The organism is Halobacillus locisalis (genome assembly GCF_013694105.1).
Taxonomy (GTDB): domain Bacteria; phylum Bacillota; class Bacilli; order Bacillales; family Halobacillaceae; genus Halobacillus; species Halobacillus locisalis.
This window is the reverse complement of record NZ_JACEFG010000002.1, coordinates 249031-268876: the sequence shown is the minus strand read 5'-3', so window position 1 is coordinate 268876 and position 19846 is coordinate 249031. Positions and strand designations below refer to the sequence as shown.

Annotated in this window: 18 protein-coding genes; 8 read left to right on the top strand and 10 right to left on the bottom strand. The window is 45.3% G+C overall.

The features are described 5' to 3' along the window. The 3 genes from H0266_RS08630 to H0266_RS08620 are packed head-to-tail and all read left to right on the top strand — an operon-like array spanning window position 1 to window position 1145. A complete protein-coding gene (locus tag H0266_RS08630; RefSeq protein ID WP_181472006.1) occupies window positions 1-453 on the top strand; it encodes a DUF948 domain-containing protein in 453 nt (150 codons plus the stop codon). Next, on the top strand, window positions 446-715 hold the full coding sequence (locus H0266_RS08625) for a hypothetical protein (RefSeq protein ID WP_181472005.1): 270 nt from the start codon (window positions 446-448) through the stop codon (window positions 713-715). Before H0266_RS08630 ends, H0266_RS08625 begins: the two co-directional genes overlap by 8 nt. Continuing rightward, a complete protein-coding gene (locus tag H0266_RS08620; protein WP_181472004.1) occupies window positions 666-1145 on the top strand; it encodes a hypothetical protein in 480 nt (159 codons plus the stop codon). Before H0266_RS08625 ends, H0266_RS08620 begins: the two co-directional genes overlap by 50 nt. A 419-nt stretch (window positions 1146-1564) precedes the next feature. Here the strand turns inward: H0266_RS08620 and H0266_RS08615 are convergent, their stop codons facing one another. From H0266_RS08615 to H0266_RS08605, 3 genes are read right to left on the bottom strand one after another with little or no spacing between them, the layout of a single operon-like run. Then, complete coding sequence (locus H0266_RS08615) at window positions 1565-1735, bottom strand: hypothetical protein (RefSeq protein ID WP_181472003.1); 171 nt, start codon at window positions 1733-1735, stop codon at window positions 1565-1567. A gap of 42 nt (window positions 1736-1777) precedes the next feature. Continuing rightward, window positions 1778-3064 (bottom strand): globin-coupled sensor protein, encoded by a 1287-nt coding sequence (locus tag H0266_RS08610; protein ID WP_181472002.1) that lies wholly within the window; start codon window positions 3062-3064, stop codon window positions 1778-1780. A gap of 56 nt (window positions 3065-3120) precedes the next feature. Beyond that, window positions 3121-4149, bottom strand: coding sequence for an SDR family oxidoreductase (locus H0266_RS08605; RefSeq protein ID WP_246363830.1), 1029 nt, complete (start codon window positions 4147-4149; stop codon window positions 3121-3123). 49 nt (window positions 4150-4198) lie between these two features. Here H0266_RS08605 and H0266_RS08600 point away from each other — a divergent pair, with 49 nt between their 5' ends. Beyond that, window positions 4199-5419, top strand: coding sequence for a dicarboxylate/amino acid:cation symporter (locus H0266_RS08600; protein ID WP_181472000.1), 1221 nt, complete (start codon window positions 4199-4201; stop codon window positions 5417-5419). Window positions 5420-5473: 54 nt separating this feature from the next. Here the strand turns inward: H0266_RS08600 and H0266_RS08595 are convergent, their stop codons facing one another. From H0266_RS08595 to H0266_RS08585, 3 genes are all read right to left on the bottom strand, one after another. Continuing rightward, window positions 5474-5791: a putative quinol monooxygenase gene (locus tag H0266_RS08595; protein WP_181471999.1), complete on the bottom strand. Its 318-nt coding sequence runs from the start codon at window positions 5789-5791 to the stop codon at window positions 5474-5476. Window positions 5792-5913: 122 nt separating this feature from the next. Further along, window positions 5914-7203, bottom strand: a complete 1290-nt coding sequence (locus tag H0266_RS08590; RefSeq protein ID WP_181471998.1) for an MFS transporter — start codon at window positions 7201-7203, stop codon at window positions 5914-5916. A 512-nt stretch (window positions 7204-7715) separates the two neighbouring features. Beyond that, the gene (locus H0266_RS08585; RefSeq protein WP_181471997.1) at window positions 7716-8873 is read right to left on the bottom strand and encodes a winged helix-turn-helix domain-containing protein; all 1158 of its coding nucleotides are present in this window, start codon (window positions 8871-8873) and stop codon (window positions 7716-7718) included. 228 nt (window positions 8874-9101) lie between these two features. Here H0266_RS08585 and H0266_RS08580 point away from each other — a divergent pair, with 228 nt between their 5' ends. Next, window positions 9102-10505, top strand: coding sequence for an MDR family MFS transporter (locus H0266_RS08580; RefSeq protein ID WP_181471996.1), 1404 nt, complete (start codon window positions 9102-9104; stop codon window positions 10503-10505). 518 nt (window positions 10506-11023) lie between these two features. Here H0266_RS08580 and H0266_RS08575 read toward each other — a convergent pair. The 4 genes from H0266_RS08575 to H0266_RS08560 form a co-directional block, all read right to left on the bottom strand. After that, window positions 11024-12289: a PucR family transcriptional regulator gene (locus tag H0266_RS08575; RefSeq protein ID WP_181471995.1), complete on the bottom strand. Its 1266-nt coding sequence runs from the start codon at window positions 12287-12289 to the stop codon at window positions 11024-11026. A gap of 148 nt (window positions 12290-12437) precedes the next feature. Beyond that, window positions 12438-13985, bottom strand: a complete 1548-nt coding sequence (pruA, locus tag H0266_RS08570; RefSeq protein WP_181471994.1) for an L-glutamate gamma-semialdehyde dehydrogenase — start codon at window positions 13983-13985, stop codon at window positions 12438-12440. Window positions 13986-14007: 22 nt separating this feature from the next. Further along, the gene (locus H0266_RS08565) at window positions 14008-14925 is read right to left on the bottom strand and encodes a proline dehydrogenase family protein (RefSeq protein WP_181471993.1); all 918 of its coding nucleotides are present in this window, start codon (window positions 14923-14925) and stop codon (window positions 14008-14010) included. 263 nt (window positions 14926-15188) lie between these two features. After that, entirely contained in the window at window positions 15189-16430 is a 1242-nt protein-coding gene (locus H0266_RS08560; RefSeq protein WP_246363828.1) for an MFS transporter, read from the bottom strand. A 225-nt stretch (window positions 16431-16655) separates the two neighbouring features. Between H0266_RS08560 and desA the strand changes: the two genes are divergently transcribed. The 3 genes from desA to H0266_RS08545 all read left to right on the top strand — a co-directional run bounded on the left by desA (window position 16656) and on the right by H0266_RS08545 (window position 19757). Continuing rightward, window positions 16656-17705, top strand: a complete 1050-nt coding sequence (gene desA / locus H0266_RS08555) for a Delta(5) desaturase DesA (RefSeq protein ID WP_181471991.1) — start codon at window positions 16656-16658, stop codon at window positions 17703-17705. Between the two features lie 322 nt (window positions 17706-18027). Beyond that, window positions 18028-19164: a sensor histidine kinase gene (locus H0266_RS08550; protein WP_181471990.1), complete on the top strand. Its 1137-nt coding sequence runs from the start codon at window positions 18028-18030 to the stop codon at window positions 19162-19164. Beyond that, a complete protein-coding gene (locus H0266_RS08545; protein ID WP_181471989.1) occupies window positions 19161-19757 on the top strand; it encodes a response regulator transcription factor in 597 nt (198 codons plus the stop codon). Before H0266_RS08550 ends, H0266_RS08545 begins: the two co-directional genes overlap by 4 nt. The last annotated feature ends 89 nt before the right edge of the window (window positions 19758-19846 follow it).

The following is a 19846-nucleotide window of genomic DNA, read 5'->3' as shown; positions in this document are numbered from 1 at the left end:
ATGGATTATTTAGGCATCGGTGTGTTCATTATCGGAATTGCGTTTGCGATCGTTTCTATCTTTTTGATCAAAGCCTTGAATAACTTAGCAGGCGTTTTAAAAGGTGTGACGAAAACCGTAGACCAATTACCGGGACAACTGGATTCCGTCATGAGCGAAACATCGAACGTATTGAATAACGGAAACGATACACTCGCTGACGTTAATGAGAAAATCAGAGCGCTCAGCCCGCTCTTCTATATCGTTGGCGACATTGGAGAATCCTCACGCAAATTGACTTCCTCTCTTGTCGATATGACACACTCCATGAAACAAAGCACTCACGAAGGCGAGCAGAAAATCAATGAGGAAGGCTGGAGAGGTGTTTACGGAGCTCTTGCTCTTACTTACTATTTGATCCAAAAACGAAGTGCATTGAAAACCGTACAAGTGAAGAGCCAGACGAATGAGTAAACGAGACTGGATGAGCGGCTCCCTATTGGGCATGGCCCTCGGACTCGTTGCCCATCGTTTCAAGGATAAGCCGAAGCAAGTGCGTCATCAGTACCGATCGAAAAAGGAACAGCTTTTACTTGAAGGAAAACAACAGTATGAAATCATCCAATCTTCAAAACAACGGTTAGCTGTAACAGCTGAAAAAACCGTTACGGAAAGGGGAACCCATAATGAATCAACAACAACATCCACAACAAAATCAACAAACGAAAAGCAATAAAAAGCTCCCACTCGCCATCTTGGCAGGTGCCGTCGTCGGTGGAGCAATTATCTTGATCAAAGACTCAGAAGAAAGAAAACAGTTGAAAGAACGCTCCCGCTCCACGAAAGACGCGATTTCCGGATATGCTTCTGACGTAAAAGAAGATCCAGTAGCCGAGAAAGACGCGCTTGTAACCAAAGTACGCAAATTCGTCTCTGTAGCAAACGAAGCGATTTCGACTATTCAAGAAGTGTACAACAATCAAGGAAAAGAAATTCAAGATAAAGTGAAAGACATCAAAGAAGAATCAGAAGAAATCATCGACACCGCTAAAGAAGCTGGCGAAGAGTTACAAGAAACCAGCGAAAAGGTGCAGGATGAGCTATCTGAATCAGAAGAAAATAAACCAGCCGACGAAAAAGTCGTAGAAGTAAATCCACGCGTATAATGAACCTAAAAAGGACGGCGCCACCAAGGCACCGTCCTTTTTGGAGTTTTTCACACCTTCTCTCAACGTTCCCAATGTTTAAAGGGGCATGCGCCAACACCTTGAACTTGAGAATAGTATGAGGCCTGCTTGGTTCTTTAGACTGGAGTGGAAAGAGTCCCACCATATGTAATATAAGAGTTCGTTCGCTTTTACTAAGAAGGGGGTGGATTTGAAACGACGAGACTCCCGCGGGAGAAAGGACTCAGGCGAGACCCCACAGGGAGTGTCAACGACCGAGGAGGCTTGCCGGTTCCCCCGCAGGAAAGCGAGTTGTTTCAAATCCACCCCCCACATTTATTCGGTAACGAACCGTGAATCTTTCTAATTCTAAATAAAAAATAGTAAAAAAAGAGAGCGGTGGCCGCCCTCTTTTCACCTTACTTCTTCTCTTGATTCCCAAAATACTCATCTTTATTAATATACTCATTCGGTGCCTCGCCAAATTCTTCATTGTAATTCTTGAACTGGGCTTTACGACCATTCCGCTTTTCACCATGGTTTTGGTTCTCTTTGAACTGGCGGTTCGGTTTCTTATCTTTTTTACTCATTAGAAGTCACCTCACTTCTAATGTGCCACCTTACCGATCATCCTATGCACGCATTTCCGTCAACCGTTGCGAAGACACAGACACTTGTTCTACAGCCTGGTTGATTTCATTAATGACTTCAGAAAAACCCTCTAAGTTCTGTTCCATCGCTTTGTTCATCTTCTCATTTTCTCCCGTAGCTGAGACGATTTCAGTGAAAAAGTGATGGATTCGATTCATACCGTCTGTACTCTTTTCGATCATAGCGTTCATATCATTCACATTTGTTGAAACGTTATGTATTTGACCATTCGTTTCAGAAATCAATCCGGATACTTCGGATACAGAATCCTGTGTCTGCTCGGACAGTTTACGTACTTCTTGTGCGACAACCGTGAACCCAGCACCGTGCTCACCAGCCCTTGCCGCTTCAATCGAAGCATTAAGAGAAAGCAAATTCGTTTGCTCCGCGATGGATGAGACGAGCGTTACGATTTTGTTGATTTCTGCTGATACATTTTGAAGTTTCTCCACATCTTCTAAAATGACATGAATACTGGAGCTAATCTCCTGCATTTGGTTCTTCTGCTCCTCGATTTGTTGCTGTCCTTCTAAGGATTTTCGTCCGACTTGATCAGCCAGTTGGCTCCCTTTACGAGAGTCCTCGACCATTCTAGCTGTCTGTCCGGTCAACTGCTCGGAAGAAGCACTGGCTTCTTGGGAGACGGCTGCTACTTCACCAGACATTTGATCGACACTTCGATACACCTCTTCGCGGCGTTCTTTCTCTTGTTGCCTTTTTTCAGCAGCTTCCTGTTCATAAAGCTCGAGTACAATCTGTTGCTCAATATTCAACATTTTCGTCGTCGCAGAAAGCGCGTCATGAAAGGCTTCTTTCTGGAAAAACTCTTCTGAGAAGATTGACATGAAAGAGAGCATCAAGTCCTGGAATGCGCACATGTACCACTTGGGTGTCAAACCGATCCTTGAGTGTACACGTGCAATTTGAGCCCGCTTGAGATAAAATTCTTGATCGATCACGCCATCAAACATTTCACTGATATGTTGACGCAATGTTTTCTTCAACCGATCGACAGAACTGTTGCTTTCGATCATCTCCGTCAAGGACTGTTCATGATCAAGATTCTTATAAAACTGGTCTACAATTTCTTCGATATGTCGCTCGACCGTCGGCTTGAGTGATTTTAACGTCCCTAGATCTTCTTCGGTCAATTGGATCATCTTTAACTGCTTAGCCAGTTCGCTATTCGGGTCCAGATTGATTGTTCCTTTTAACCCTTCTCCTGGTTTAACATTTGAATTCGATTCCCTCTTTTTCATAAAAAGCATAAGACTCATCCTTTACGTTTCCTTTTCTTATAATATCGGTGGATGACCCAAAGCTCTTAACGGTAAGAAGTAAGTTTAGACATATGGAATCGAAACCAGGCCATAATGAACCGATGGGCGAAGGCTTGTGTCATGCGATAAAAGGGCCATGGCAAAGAAGGGACGTAGTCGTGAATGGCAGCCATGCATTCAGGTTTTCTTGGGATTTTTCGGAATTCGAAACGAGCAAGTTGGTGCCTGTTCGTATCCACTAGCAAGCCCCTTCTGATGGAGTAAACAGCTAGGTCAGATGTACTTTGATCTTCATCGTATACCATTTCAATCAAAGGTTTCTTTAGAAAAGAGAGTCCGATCTGACATGAGTGATTCTCCTTAGTGGTCGTTTGCACGACAGGATTTAATACCTCTCCGAGCCACCTCACATAATGGAGCGCTACGTCATCAGCAGTCCAACCTCTTGGTGCCGGAATTCTTTGGACAGAACGGACGTCATTCTGGTGTGTCTGCGCCTTCTTTATGAAAGAGGTACACATGGCTTTTTTTATCCGAGAAGACCGGATAGTTGTCACGGGAGTTCCGTACGATCGTAGGACTTCCTCTATCTCTGAAAGCTCTGAGACGTCGAGGGGTATGCTATTACTACAATGAATGATGTGCTTTACTCCTTGATTCTTCGCCGCTTTCGCGAAGTTATCAGTTGCAATCATGTGTAGGTTATTAGGTGATCCTTGAGTTAATGTAGCTTTCGGAAGCATCGAATCCATCAGGTAAACGGCAACATCTGCGCCTTCGATACCTGCTTCGATATCAGATAGGGAATATACATCACACGCGCGCCACGTCACATGATCCGTATGTTCACCGTCACCCCTTACTGATAAGGCCACGATGTCCAAATCACCTTTTAAATTCTCTATAACGTAACGTCCTACATTACCGTTTGCTCCCGTCAGCGCAATGACTGGTGTTTTCATCGGCCCACTTCCTCTCTTTTCCTTACTATACCCTCCCCTTTCATAAGCACAAACAGAAGCATCTGCTTTGACAGAAAAGGTGATATCCCTTAGATTATATAAAGTATTCATAGTAATTTGATCAGGATTATCATGATTCATTCAAAAAAGGAGGCTCACTATGAAAGCCGTATGGAATAAATATAGAGAAGCATCATTAATCAAGAAAATTTCCGTCGCGTTAGTCCTCGGAATTCTTGTAGGAATCATCTTCGGGGAGGGCGCAACGGCGCTAGCACCATTGGGGGACTTGCTGCTTCGTTTGCTTAAGTTCATCATTCTTCCGTTGATCTTATTCACCTTAATTGTAGGGATAAACCAAACGAAGCTTTCGAACCTTGGACGGATGGGAGGAAAAGTGTTCCTCTATTACTTGGGAACTTCTGCTTTAGCCATTCTTGTCGGTGTTACGATCGCCAAATTGTTCAACCCTGGTACGGGATTATCTCTTCAAGGTGATGAAAGTGTGGAGGTGCCCGAAAACCCTGGTGTGACGAGTGTTCTTTTGAACATCGTTCCGGATAACATTGTCGGGGCGTTTACAGAGATGAATCTACTCGGCATCATTTTTACAGCGGTCGTCTTTGGCATTGCGCTTTCTTATTTACGTTCGACTCGCGATTACAATGATGTCGGTGAGCAAGTTTATAAAGTCGTAGATGGCTTGAACGAAGCGACACTGACCGTCATGAAAGGGATTCTTCAATACGTGCCGATCGGGATTTTCGCCATTATAGCGGAAATCATCGGAACACAAGGCTTGGATACCATCTTAGAACTGGGGAACTTTATTGTCGTCTTATATATTGCGTTGCTCATCCAGCTCGGGTTCTATTTCATCTTACTGATGACAACTAAAAATGATCCGAAGCGTTTCTTCTCCCAAGCTCGTAATCCGCTCGTAACAGCCTTCGTTACGCAGAGCAGCTCGGGTACACTGCCTGTTACCTTGAACGCAGCCAGTAATTTGAAGTTGAACAAGGGACTCTACGGATTCAGTCTTCCACTAGGGGCGACCATCAACATGGACGGAGCAGCGATTCGGATTGCCGTATCTGCCGTGTTCGCAGCGAATGTGATTGGACAACCCTTCGGAATTGCCGAAACCTTGCAAGTCGTCTTGATCGGTGTGCTCGCTTCTATCGGTACGGCCGGTGTACCGGGCGCCGGCATCATCATGATTGCAACGGTGTTCGCACAAGTCGGGTTACCGATGGAGACCGTAGCGTTACTCACGGCGGTTGACGTGCTTGTCGGCATGGGAGCTACAGCCTTGAACGTAACCGGTGACCTAGTCGGTACGACGATCATCAATAAATCTGAACGGAAAAAAGAAGCGTAACGAATCGAACTCAGCTACCTGATTTTAGGCAGCTGAGTTCGTTTTACTTTTTCGTCAAGATTGAACCTGAACACCCTTTCCGCCCTGTGTATCCAACGTGTTGATTCTTTCCATTCCCGTCATAATCGGCTTCGCACGACTGATCAATGTCTGTGTAGACTCTAGCGTTAAAGAAGCTTCGTGAGCTTCTTGATTACTCCACACTTCATATACGTACACACTGTTAGGCTCAGTTTCAGAAGTATTCACAAGATAAACTTCGCACTCACTCAGATCTTTCATCGATTCTGCTGCTTCTAACAAAATACCTACCATCGTGTCACGCTTGCCCTCTTGTACCGTAAATTTGCCATACAAACTGTATTTGCTCATCATGTTCCTCCCTTTGTTGTTGTGCTCTATTTATTACATTTAACACCTTCTATACTTTATCCTTCTTTTTCGTAAATTCGTTGGCCACTTACAAATATGGCCTACGTGATTATGGAAACCGTTTAACTACTATAGCTACTATTTGGTGAGGATTCTTTTATTGGTTCAACATGCGATAAAGTCGGATTGTTCACCTTCCATATGAACTTTTGCAAGAGAATTCCAGCTACTCCGATTAATGCAAGGGTCATTCCAATCCCCCTGAAAGTCGAAAGAATACCGAATTGAGTGATCAGAATGCCACCCAAAAGTGGACCGATCATAAACAACAAGCTCAACGTAGAGTCCACAATACCTGATACCCTTCCGATGGCCTCTTTCGGTGGTTCTTTTTGAATTAAATACTGAATAGCCGTATAGGTGAGTCCATTGCCGATCCCCCCAATGATAGCTAGTGTGATGGCGGCTAAGATAAAGGTGTACTCACCTAAATACCCAAATCCAGCTGTCATCGAACCGATCAGAAAGCTGCCGAGACCAAAGAACCATCCATACCTCTGAATTTTTTCGAACCTATTCAGCAGCACCACCATAACGAGCGAACCGATTCCAATGGCAGAAATGGCCCACCCTGTCACTCCAGCTTTCTTTGGAAACACTTCACTGAACAACGTAACGAGCTGGGCATCGATCATTTGAATCGTCAAGGTACTGACAATCCCAAACAGAATGCTTGCTGTAAGGATCCTATTCTGAAAAATGATGGACCACCCTTCCTTCCAAGAGGATAGAAACCCTAATTGATCACGAGTAGTACGATCCCCCACCTTGAAAGTTTGCTGGTTTTTCAAGGTAATGCGAGAGAGCACGATACCGGACACGACAAAGGAAAAAGCATTGATGAGAATTGAAAATTGTGGAGATGCTATTCCTGCTATCGAACCGCCAAGAAGCGGGCCCACCACCTTAACCAGTTGAAAGAGACTTCCGTTGATGGTTACCGCCTTCATCAAGTCTTCCTCTTCTACAATGTTTCTCATCAACCCTTGCTGGGCTGGCAGACTGATCACTCCGACCATATTACGGAAGAGAAGTACCGGCAAAGCGAATAAGGGAGAAGGTGTAAAGGCAAGCAGTAACGTCAGTCCGCCCCGGATCCAATCGGACTGAACAAGAATCTTTAATTTGTTTTTCCTGTCAGCCAAAACACCAGCAAATTGACCTAGTATTACGCTTGGAATGGCATACATGACAGGGATTAGGGCAATGAGCATCGGATCCGCTTCCCACGTGTACCTGAATAAAATCAGTACGGCTACAAAATCAAACCAATTGCCTAAATTCGAAAGAACATTGGAAGAAAAGAATTTAATAAAATTTCGATCTTTCCAAATTGAGTCCGCTACTTTCATCTCTGATACCTCCCACATGATTTCTTAATCATGAGCATAACGGGTGAATGTCAGAGGAATATCAGAGGAAAGATTTTGTTTCTCATCTTTCAATTTGTTCAAGAATCGGTCAGGATTGCGGAAGACTTGATTTCGAGGTGTTTTAAGTTCGTTAACATATTAAGAGCAGGGGCTGGTTTTGAAACAACTCGCTTTCCTGCGGGGGAACCCTCTTCATGAACAATGCGCTGGCTAGCAAAATACCCGCACATTCGGTTATTTGAGGTGAACCAGCTCACCTATGTTTCCGTTCTCCTCAAGAAAACAAGAAGGGACGGGAAATGGCGAGACTCCTGTGGGATGTACATGATCGGTGAGATCCCGCAAGGCGAAGCCTGAGGAAGCTCACCACATGCCACCGGAAAGCGAGTCATTTCCCAGCCCTTCGAACACTACCCCATGCAACGGAAATCGCCAAAATCTCAACAGAGAACCCTCAAAGTCTGAGAGGGGATGTTGAACCTACATGAATATCAACCATCCACAGAACCTAAGTAATACGAAAGCTCTCTGCCGATTTTCTTTTCCAAATCGACGAGATTATACTCGATCAGTTCGGTTTCCCACACTTCTCGAAAATAAGCGTGTAAACCATTTTCCAGCTCCCACTCATTGATAAAGAACTGGATGATATTCAGATTGATGAACAGACCAGGAATGTATTTAGCTTCTTTAAATTTCTCAAACCCTCGATCAAAATATCCCTTCGCATCAGAAGATTCACCTATAAGGAGTCTGTATATTCCTTTCAGTATGGAAAAGCTCGCTTTTTCTCTGGAAAACGGATATTGTCCAAGGATATTTTCCATAGCAACCATTTTTTCATCCACATCATCACGATTATTCCGTAGCATAGCAAGGTAAGCTTCGGTCAAGGACATGAGAGGGATAAAGCCTTTTAGCTCCTTTTCATAAATCTCTTTTTTCGATTGAATGAGCAGGAGCTCTGCTTCCTCTAACTGTCTGGTGAAAATCAAAAGCGACAATCGATTCAAAAGCTTGATTTCAAGGCGGTGATCATCAGGAAGTTCCCTTGCATGCATGGCCTTCGTGAAATAATTGAGACATTTTCTTTTGTCTTTAGCTATGTAGGAATAAATATGCAAAAGATAATAGCACCTCTCCCAAAAAGAGGCCTCCTCCGTTTCCACAAACCATTTAAAATTTCCATTCATGAAATGGAGATAAAGACGCCTTTCGATATCAAGCTCAAATCCAAAAGCAGCCTGGTTCTCCTCAAGAAGCTTCAAAGCATCACCTTGACCATAAAGGTGATATTTATGAAAAAGCATGTTCACGTGATTAGAGAACTCTTCATCACGCAGCAAAGGACTCTCTTGTTCTTCTTTTTCGATCTTGATGACGTAACCTTGTCCCCTGACCGTCTCAATCTTGACGAAGGACGACCAAGGCTCAAGCTTCTTTCTAATTCGGTAAATATGGTCATCAACGGTTCTGTCTGTCGGAGTGCCGGTCGGCCATACGGCATCCAGAAGCTCCTCTCTAGTAAAAATCCGTGACTGTCGTTGATATAAAAACTGAAACAGCTGAAACTCTTTCGGTAATAGATGGATTTCCTCTGATCGGTATTTGATTTTCAGATCGCTATGTACGCATTTTATTCTCGTCATCATTTCACCTTCAATGTGTTGGTTACCTCTACATATTCCACTCTTACCTTTACCATTCGAGAAAGGGATATATTCTCCTTCTTGACCTTTTTCAAAACAAGGCGATCTTATACTAATTATTTAGGTAGAAGATGTTCACTAGAATGAAGCAAATGATTCAAAAAAAAGGAGCATCTATGCTAAACTATTTATTTAGTGACCTAAGTAAATAGAAAGAAGGAATTCATCATGTCAGACGAAACCAACCCACAAGAGATTAACCGCGTTCCCTTGATGATTGTGTTGATTTCGGGAGCATTCGTAGCGATCTTGAACCAGACGTTGCTAGCTACGGCTCTTCCACACATCATGAGAGACCTTAATCTTGATGCCAATACCGCCCAATGGCTACAATCGATTTTCATGCTTGTTAACGGAATCATGATCCCGATTACGGCCTTTTTAATTGAGCGATTCACAACAAGGAGCTTATTCCTCACAGCGGTCGGACTATTCGCTTTCGGCACGCTCGTCTGTGCCCTAGCTCCGAACTTCTCTGTTTTATTAACAGGACGTGTCCTGCAAGCTTCTGGTGCGGGTATTATTCTGCCTTTGATGCAGACGATTCTATTTCTCGTGTTCCCTGTTGAGAAAAGGGGATCCGCAATGGGGATGTTCGGACTTGTCATTGCCTTTGCTCCCGCCATCGGACCTACACTATCAGGATATTTAGTGGAGCAGTTTCCTTGGAGAAGTTTATTCTATGTCATTTTACCGATTGCCATTATTGATATGATTGTCGCTTACTTTATTTTAAAAAATGTAACGAAGCAAACCTTCCCAAAAGTCGATCCAATCTCGATCATTCTCTCATCATTTGGTTTCGGCGGTTTACTGTATGGATTCAGTGTTGCCGGAAACAGTGGTTGGGGCAGTTACGAAGTGATGATTTCCCTGATTGTAGGAGCCGTCGCTCTCACGATTTTCATCTTGCGGCAGCTTAAATTGGAAAGACCGATTTTGGAATTCAGGATCTTCAAATATAAGATATTCACGTTAACCACCGCTCTTGGTATGGTCGTGTTCATTGCCATGATCGGCGGCGCGGTCATATTGCCGATTCTCATGCAGAATATGCTAGGCTTTACTGCGTTTGAATCAGGGTTGATGCTTCTGCCTGGTGCCTTATTGATGGGGATCATGAACCCGATTACCGGAAAACTATTCGATAAATTCGGCGCAAGGTGGCTTGCGGTCATCGGGCTTGCCTTACTCGTTATATCTACGTTCATGTTTACAAACTTGACGACCGCCACGACATTCACGTATCTTGCTCTCGTCAACTGTGTTCGTATGTTCGGAATTGCGATGGTCATGATGCCGGTCACAACAGCGGGGCTCAACCAGCTACCCGCCCGCCTCATGCCTCATGGTACGGCGATGAACAACACGATGCGCCAAGTATCAGGTGCCGTCGGAACGGCCTTACTCGTTTCCGTCATGACAACACAAGCCAATCCGTCCGAAGGCGTCACTGGATTGATTCACGGTGTGAACGTCTCCTTTATTGTGGCAGGAGTCATTGCGATTGTAGGCTTCATCATGGCCTTTTTCATTAAAAACTCTCACCCAGAAGAGGGATATAGCTCATAAAAAAATCCCGTTGTCTGCACCCAGCAGACAACGGGATTTTTATTCTACAAAGTATCCAACATTCAGGTGATTTCCGTTACGTAATCAAGAGTTTGAAGGGCAGGGAAATGACTCGCTTTCCGTGGGCATGTGGTGAGCTTCCTCAGGCTCCGCCTTGCAGGATCTCACCGATCACGTACATCCCACAGGAGTCTCGCCATTTCCCGGCCCTTCTTACCTTTGTAAGGAGAACGGAAACATGAATTGGCTTGTCTACACATAAAAATTTTATGTACGAGTATCCCACTAACGTACCCGCCATACTCGAGCGTTCGTTCCACTACATGTTGATAGGGGTGGTTTTGAAACAGCGAGACTCCCGCGGGAGAAGGACTCAGGCAAGACCCCACAAGGAGTGTTAACGACTGAGGAGGCTTGCCGGCTCCACCGCAGGAAAGCGAGTTGTTTCAAAACCATCCCTATTCCATACACCATAACGAACCTTACCAGTCTTCAACTTCAGCAATGCCCGTTTCACATTAGAGAGAGGCGGCTTTATATCGCTGATAATAGGAATCCACGTTATTGAGCAGAAGCAATTCCGTGTACAGATATGCCTTCATATTAAAATCAGCAAAGTCGATATTGGTAATCTCCTGAATTTGTTTGATCCGGTAATTGAGCGTGTTCGGGTGGATGAACAACTCCTGAGCCGTCTGTTTCCCCTTGCCGTTATTGGCCAAATACACTTCCAATGTGCGCAGGAGATCCGTTTGCTTTTCGGCATCTTTCTTGATTAAGATCAGCAAATCTTCACTATAGTAATCTTCCGAGCTGTTCTTCTCATAGAGTGCCGCGACATAACGGTAAATACCGAGCTTCGAAAATTCTCGGGGCATCGATTCTGGGCGAGGGCCGATGAAGTTGGCCGTTTCTATCACTTCGAGGGCTTCTAGAAAACTTTTCCTCATATAATAGAGACTGGTGTATTCTTTGCCGACGCCGATTAAAAAGTGGTAGAACGACTCTTCTCCAATTTCATATTTCACAGAGTCGATGAAATCGCGGGCTAAGTCGCGTGATGAGAATTTATCGTTCGATTTCCCCTCTAATACGAGAACCATCTGGAATTCTGAGGTTAAATAATATAAGGACCTGTGACGTTTAAACCGGTGAACCGTCTCCTCTAAATATTCCAATAAATTAATATATTGGGGAGCCGTAACGGAGAATACGACGACCGAAAAGCGTTCAGGAATGCCTAGATCCGCTAACGAAGCATCATGGCGAAACTGACTTTCACTTCCATATTCGTGGTGAAGCAGTTGCCATAACAATTCTTCTTTGCGGCCTTCCTTCGCGTTCGTTTTAGCGTACATATGATGGATCAATTGACCGATATGTGGCGTTACTTCTTCTAGAAGCGCCATTTCATCTTCTTCCATCCAACGATCGGATTCCTGCACCCATACGTACCCGACGGTGTGGCCAAGGTGTTTGGCTCCAATAACGACCCGTTGGTGAAAGCCGAGTTCTTCAATGGGATGCACACGAATGGGGTCTGGATTCTTATCTAGACGAGAGACGATGCCTTCTTTTTTTAACCGATCGATGATAAAACTTGGACATTTCTTGGACAAAATCGTCTTCTGCTGGGTTTGATCAAAATCTTCAAACGTTGAGCTATAGGACACCAATTCGAAATTTTTATTTTCGATAATGACAGGTTTGCCGAGTTCTGCACTGATCAAATCTGTCGCTTTATGGATATCTTCTGTATTCAGAATGGTTTCTTTTGCTTCCATCGCAACCCGTACCTTTCCAGCCAGTGTTATTTTGTTCCATTATAGCAGATGGTCAGCTGAAAAGAGAATAGAGGTACTTGGGCTGCCTGTTGCAGAAACGACAAAAAAGCTCCCCCGAAGGAGAGCTTTTTCAATATTGATGTCTAGTTTAAAACATTTCAGAAATCGTCTTCGCTTGCATGTGAAGCGTCAGGTAATCCGGGCCTCCGGCTTTAGAGTCTGTACCAGACATCTTGAATCCGCCGAATGGCTGGTAGCCGACGATGGCACCTGTACAGCTACGGTTGAAGTAAAGGTTTCCGACGTGGAAGTCTTCCTTCGCTTGCTCTAAGTGCTGGCGGTTATCTGAGATGACAGCACCTGTGAGTCCGTATTCTGTGTTATTGGCAATTTCAATCGCTTCGTCGAAGTCTTTCGCTTTTGTGAAGCAAACGACTGGGCCGAAGATTTCTTCTTGCTGCATGCGGGAGTTCGGAGCCAAGTCTGCGAAGATCGTAGGCTCAATGAAGTAACCTTTGGAATCGTCGCCTTTACCACCTGTGATGAGGCGGCCTTCTTCTTTGCCGATTTCCATATAGCTCATGATCTTGTCGAATGCGCCTTGGTCGACGACTGGTCCCATATAGACGTTCTCTTCAGAAGCGTTTCCGAGCGTCAGTTTTTCCGTACGCTCTTTCACCATTTCTAGAAGCTCATCGTACACGTCCTGGTGAGCGACCACACGGGATCCCGAAGAACATTTCTGACCAGAGAATCCATAAGCGGATTTGATGATGGCATCTGCTGCTGTTTCCAGGTTGGATTGGTTATCGACAACCACCGTGTCCTTACCACCCATTTCAGCAATCACTTGTTTGATATGCTTTTGACCTTCTTGAATGACGGACGCACGCTGCAAAATACGTGTACCGACATCACGAGATCCTGTGAAGGAAATAAGCGCCGTTTTCGGGTGGTCGACCAGCGTATCACCGACTTCTCCACCGCTTCCTGGTACAAAGTTCAGTACGCCTTTTGGAAGTCCTGCTTCTTCCAGTACTTCAATGAATTTCGCCGCTACAATCGGGCTGTTACTTGCTGGCTTCATGACGACCGTGCTTCCTGTGACAAGTGGTGCTACTGTTGTACCTGCCATGATCGCAAAGGCCAAGTTCCAAGGTGGGATAACGACCGCGACACCTGTAGATGTATAAACATAACGGTTTTGTTCACCTGGACGGCTTTCGATCTGCTTGCCTTCTTTCAGCTCAATCATCTGACGGCCATAGTATTCAAGGAAGTCGATTGCTTCTGCTGTATCCGCATCCGCTTCACTCCATGGCTTCCCTACTTCGTATACGAGGTACGCAGAGAATTCATGCTTACGGCGACGAATGATGTGGGCAGCACGGAACAATAGCTCCGCACGAGCGCGAGGAGACCATTTTCTCCAACCATCAAATGCATCAGATGCCGATTGGATCGCTTTTTCTGCAAGCTCCGCATTGGCTTTCGATACCGTTCCGACCACTTGCTTCGTGTTGGCCGGGTTTGTCGACGTAATCGTCGCATCTGTGCGTACACGCTCTCCATCAATCAACAGGTCATGGTGCTGTCCTAGCTCTTTCTCTACTTGCTTCAGCGCCTCTTCAAACGCCTTTTTGTTTTCCTCGATTGTAAAGTCAGTGAATGGTTCGTGCTTATATGGTTGTACCATGGTAAATCCTCCTTTAAATTGTTTATTTACTGAAAATGCCTTTCATCGCAAAAGCGATGTTCGCCGGACGTTCAGCCAGGCGGCGCATGAAGTAGCCGTACCAGTCTTCGCCATAAGGCATGTAGACACGTACTTTGTAGCCTTCTTCTGCCAATTTCGCTTGCGTTTCATTGCGCATTCCGTAGAGCATTTGGAATTCAAAGCGGTCATTCGGGATGTTATGATCCTGGACGAGTTGCTTCGTGAAATCGATGATCGCATCATCATGACTCGCAATCGCCGTGTAGTGACCGTTGAGCAAGTTCTTCTTTATAAGGTGTTTCAAATTATCATCAACGAGGCGCTTTTCGGGAAAAGCCACTTTTCCAGATTCTTTATAGGCCCCTTTGACGAGACGTAAATAAGGATCGTACGGACTTAAATCATCAAGGTCTTGATCGGACCGGTATAGATAGGATTGAACCACGGTTCCGAGATTCGGATACGTCGCCTTAAGCTCCTTGTAAATATCGAGTGTCGGGCCACACCGAGCGGAATCTTCCATATCGATCGTGACTGTTATGTCATGCTTACCGGCTTCTTGCAAAATCAACTCCATATTTTCCATGACAAGTTCATGGGAAATATCAAGCCCGAGTGATGTCAGCTTCAACGACACTTCGGATTGTAAACCGTGATGAGCAATCGCTTGAATGCTCCGGATACATTCCTGTGTCCGTTCTTTCGCTTCCTCTTCGGAATAAACAAATTCTCCTAAATGGTCCACCGTGACGTGTAAACCTTCATGGTTCAGCTGTTGAATTAACGGAATCGCCTGGGAGATGGTCTCTCCCCCTACAATCTTGTCAGCCCCAAAATTTGCACCAAAACGCTTCGCTAAGCGATCTAACACTTTGTTGTTGGAAAGGTATAAGAAGAAATTCTTACTGATGGCTTCCAAGATCATCACACCCCTTTCATCTATCTCCTATTGGGAACCATGAGGGTTCTTTCAGGTGGATGTTTGAAATTTTTAATTGTTAAGAATATTGTAACGTCTGTGAACCTCTATTCACAACGTGCACGAAACACAAAGATAAGCGGCAAGTTTTATAGTTTAATCACAATAGCAATTGGAAAATAATGCTTGTTAGTTTTTTCACATACTCAAAAAGCCGCCCATTGACCTTCGTTTCAAGGCTTGGGACGGCTTTTGGTGATCGATTAATTCAATTCTCTCAATTCTTTGAACCGGACAAACACGAAGCTGGCATACAGCACGACTAAAAGAGACCCACTTAACATGATCGTGTTGATCGGAACACCGTATGAAAGCACAATCGACGTCAGGGCATAGCTGACGGGAATCAGCCCCATAGAAGCGAGGGAGAGAAGCCCCATCACACGACCGATCATCGTTTCTTCGACCATACTTTGGATGGCCGAAATCGCCGGGATGTTGGAGAAGGAAAGCGTTAAGCCGAATAACCCGAGCATCGTGATACTCATCCACATCACTGTCGTCAAACTGAGACCAGCGAACATTATTCCTGCCATGAACACAGCGACAATAGCGATTTTGCCTCTTTTTTGATTAATGTTCATCACACCGATTACCACCGATCCGATCAGCATCCCTCCTGCAAGACCTGCTTCTAACAAACTGAAATCGAGCGCAGATCCTTGTAGAATCGTTTTCACGAAAAGCGGCAACCCCATGGTCATGGGACCGACGAGAAACAGATTCATAAATACAGTCGTTAACAATAGGAGCGTCAAGACGCGAGACTGCCTTACATAACCAAAACCTTCCTTAAAGGATTCCCAGAACTTTTGTTCATTTCCACCGTCCTTGTTTGTGGCGGGCACGCGCATAAGAAAGACCAGCACACTTGCAAGCAAGAGCATCACAGCCGTCATCCCGAACACGACTTCGTAACCACCGAATGCAATCATCACCCCTGCGAGCATCGGGGCTAAGATGAAGGAAGTCTGGTTCGTCATCTGAATGATGGAATTGCCACGGGTCAAGTTGTCTCTGTGAATGATCGTCGGTACAATCGCTCCCTCAGCGGCCCAGAAGAATGCGTCCAGGATGCCGAAGAAAAAGGCAAAACCGACGAATGTCCAAACGGTAATCCCCCCTGTGAAGAACCAGATGACGAGTCCAATGAGCAACAGACCTCGAATCATATCAGAAAGAAACATGATTTTTGTTTTACTGAAGCGATCCGCTACGGTTCCACTGATCACCATGAATACGAGCCGCGGAATGCTCGAAGCTACATAGATCAACCCGAGTGATGCCTCGAGACCAAGCACATTCACGACATACCAACTTTGAGAAAATAAGAAAAAGGATATTCCGAAACTCGACAATAATGCCGCTCCCCATAGGAGAAGAAAATTTTTATTTTGAAAAACAGAGGGTTTGGCTTCTGCCCCCCATACTTCTTTCGCTTCCATGATCATCACGCCTTTTCATTTGATACCTTCATTTTATAGAAGCATGCGTGATGCCACGAGTTGCGGCAGGTGGACTTCTTCTCCGCCTCACGACTGATTTTTTCCCATCATTACACAGCAACCCATGACAAGTGTCATGGTCAGGTCCTGACGTTTATGTCTTATAAAGGATTGAGGTTTGGTCTATCATAAACCTATAATGAATCATTGCGAAGGAGTCGTATGATGAATAAAGAAAAAACAAAGCAACTGAAGAAAAGCGTAGCAAACTATGCAAAACCTGACACATCAGCAGGAATCAGACAACTCATCAATACTGTTCTTCCATTAGTCGCCCTATGGACACTGGCTTACGTAAGCCTTTCCTGGTCGGTATGGTTGACCCTTGCGATAGCTGCCATAACAGGCGGATTCGTCGTACGTTTATTTATCATTTTCCATGACTGTACACACCAATCCTTTTTGAAAAGCAACAAAGCGAACCGTATCATCGGAACGATCACAGGCATCTTGACCCTCTTCCCATTCGAAAAGTGGAAGCGCGCCCACTCGATCCACCATGCGACTAGCGGAAACTTAGACAAGCGTGGAACGGGAGATATTTGGATCATGACGGTCGAGGAATATGCCGAAGCCTCTCGCTGGGAACGTTTAATGTACCGTCTATACCGTAACCCTGTCGTCATGTTCGGACTTGGACCTATTTATCTGTTCTTGATCGATAACCGTTTGAACCGCAAAGGAGCGAAAGGGCGCGAGCGAACGAATACGCACGTAACAAACGCAGCCGTCGTCGTTCTCTACTCCCTACTCATTTGGGCTGTCGGTTGGCAGGCATTCCTGCTCATTCAGCTTCCGGTATTGTATGTATCTGGTGTTCTAGGCATCTGGCTCTTCTACGTCCAGCACCAATTCGAAGATTCGTATTTTGAAGATGAATCAGAATGGGACTTTGTGAAAGCGGCCGTTGACGGAAGCTCGTACTACAAGCTTCCACGTGTGCTGCAATGGGTTTCCGGCAACATCGGATTCCACCATGTGCATCACTTAAGCCCGCGTGTTCCGAACTATCACTTGGAAAAAGCACATGAAGAAACGCCTCCATTGAAGCACGCAACAACGATCACGTTGAAATCGAGCCTACAATCGATCCGTTTCCGGTTGTACGATAAATCGAACAAAACGTTTGTGTCCTTTAAACAAGCGAAAGCACGAATTAAGAAACAGCGTGTTGCGTTTATGGATAACAAGCAGCCAAGCTTACAAGACAAGTAACTTCTGATGAAACAGCCTATTCTTAACGAGTAGGCTGTTTTCCAGTTATAATGAGGTATATGAAGGCTTTTGTCCGATATAATGGTTGTGATATCTGATTTATCGTTCCAGGTGGCCGGGGTCTCGATCGCAGTGGGGGCGCAGGTGTCCGAATTATCGTGCCAATTGTCCGAATCAGACGCCAGAATGTCCGGTAAATCCCGAAATGTCCGAATAATGCGCACCATTGTCCGATTAACGAAATAAGATGTCCGGATTCCCGACCAACTTGTCCGATATCCCATTACCCATGTCTGAAAAAACCGAACCGAGGAGGTGCGCCATGCAAAACTGGTACCATATCATACCTAAAAACACAGGATTAAGCAGCTACGTCTGGATTATCTTCTGTCTTCTTCCTTTTCTATTCATTTTCCGCTCTTCATCGATGTATGAAGTGGCGTTCGGTGTCCTGATGACCCTCGTCTTTTTCCTGTCGTACCGGTTATCCTTTATTTCGAACAGCCGCTGGATCTATTTATGGGTCAGTATCGAAATGGCCATCAGCCTGACGATGACGCTGTTGTTCGGTTATGTGTACTTTGCACTGTTCCTCGCCTTTTATATCGGAAGCATAAAGCATTTCGGAGGTTTTCTATCGTTGTATATCGTCCACCTGACCACGACGCTTGCTGCGGTCACGACGACATTCATATTAGAGGTCGAATCATTATTCCCGCAACTTCCGTTTATCATCATTACCATCATCGGGGTCATTTTACTGCCGTTTACCGTTCGATATCGCAGTCAGCAACAAAAGTTGGAAGGGCAATTGCAGAATGCGAACGAGCGAATTTCTCAATTGATGGTCATCGAGGAACGCGAGCGGATTGCGCGGGACTTACATGACACGCTCGGTCAAAAGCTATCGATGATCGGTTTGAAAGGGGAACTTGCCGGTAAGTTGATCCCCAAAAATCCTGAGCGGGCCGCTTCCGAGCTAGAAGATATTCAACAAACCGCTCGGACGGCATTAAAAGAAGTACGCGACATGGTCTCAGACATGCGCGGGACGAAACTCGAAGACGAACTCGTCCGTGTCCAACAGATCATCGAAGCAGCGGAGATGACCTTCTCGTGGGAAGGCGACCCGAACCCGTCCAACACCCCGCTCCTCGTCGAGAATGTGTTAAGCATGTGTTTGAAAGAAGCGACCACGAACATCGTCAAACACAGTGAAGCCACAAGTTGTCATGTCACTATTTCTCAGTGTCCGACAGAAATCCTGGTTACGATCGAGGATGATGGCATCGGCATGCCTGAGACTATTGATCCGTTTCAAGGCAATGGTCTACAAGGAATGCGAGAGCGCCTTGAATTCGTCAACGGTAGACTTGAAATTGATACGGATGATGGAACGGAATTGCGTTTTCATGTGCCTAATGTCATCCAACATGTAGAGAAGGAGGATTATTCATGATTCGAATTGTGATTGCGGAAGACCAGCGCATGCTTCTCGGTGCGCTCGGTGCCTTACTTGATTTTGAAGAGGGAATGGAAGTCGTCGGAAAAGCCAACAACGGCGAGGAAGCGGTCGAACTTGTCCACGAATTGAATCCTGACGTCTGCATTATGGACATTGAGATGCCTGTCAAAAATGGACTGGATGCAGCAGAGGAGCTGTTGCATCATCCATGTAAGGTCGTCATCTTGACGACCTTCGCGCGCCCTGGCTACTTTGAACGAGCCCGGAAATCAGGGGTCAGTGGATACCTTCTGAAAGACAGCCCGTCAGAAGAGCTCTCCACCGCCATCAGCAAAATCATGAATGGACAGCGAATCTTTTCCCCCGAGCTTGTCGACCTTGCTTTTACGCAACCGAACCCTTTGACCGAGCGGGAGCGCCAAGTGGTTCGGTTGATGGCTAATGGAAAGAACACGAAGGAAATTTCTAAAGAGTTGTTCATCACCACAGGGACCGTACGCAATTATATTTCGGTCATCCTTGATAAATTGGAAGTGAGCAACCGGATCGAAGCCATCTCCCGCATGGAGAAAGAAGGATGGCTTTAAGTTTCAGGTGTGAACGGACGTTTTCATCCTGGGGAAATAGGGAACTGTGGAAGCACCCTTAGGTAGAAAGAGAGATGGTATCTGTTGAA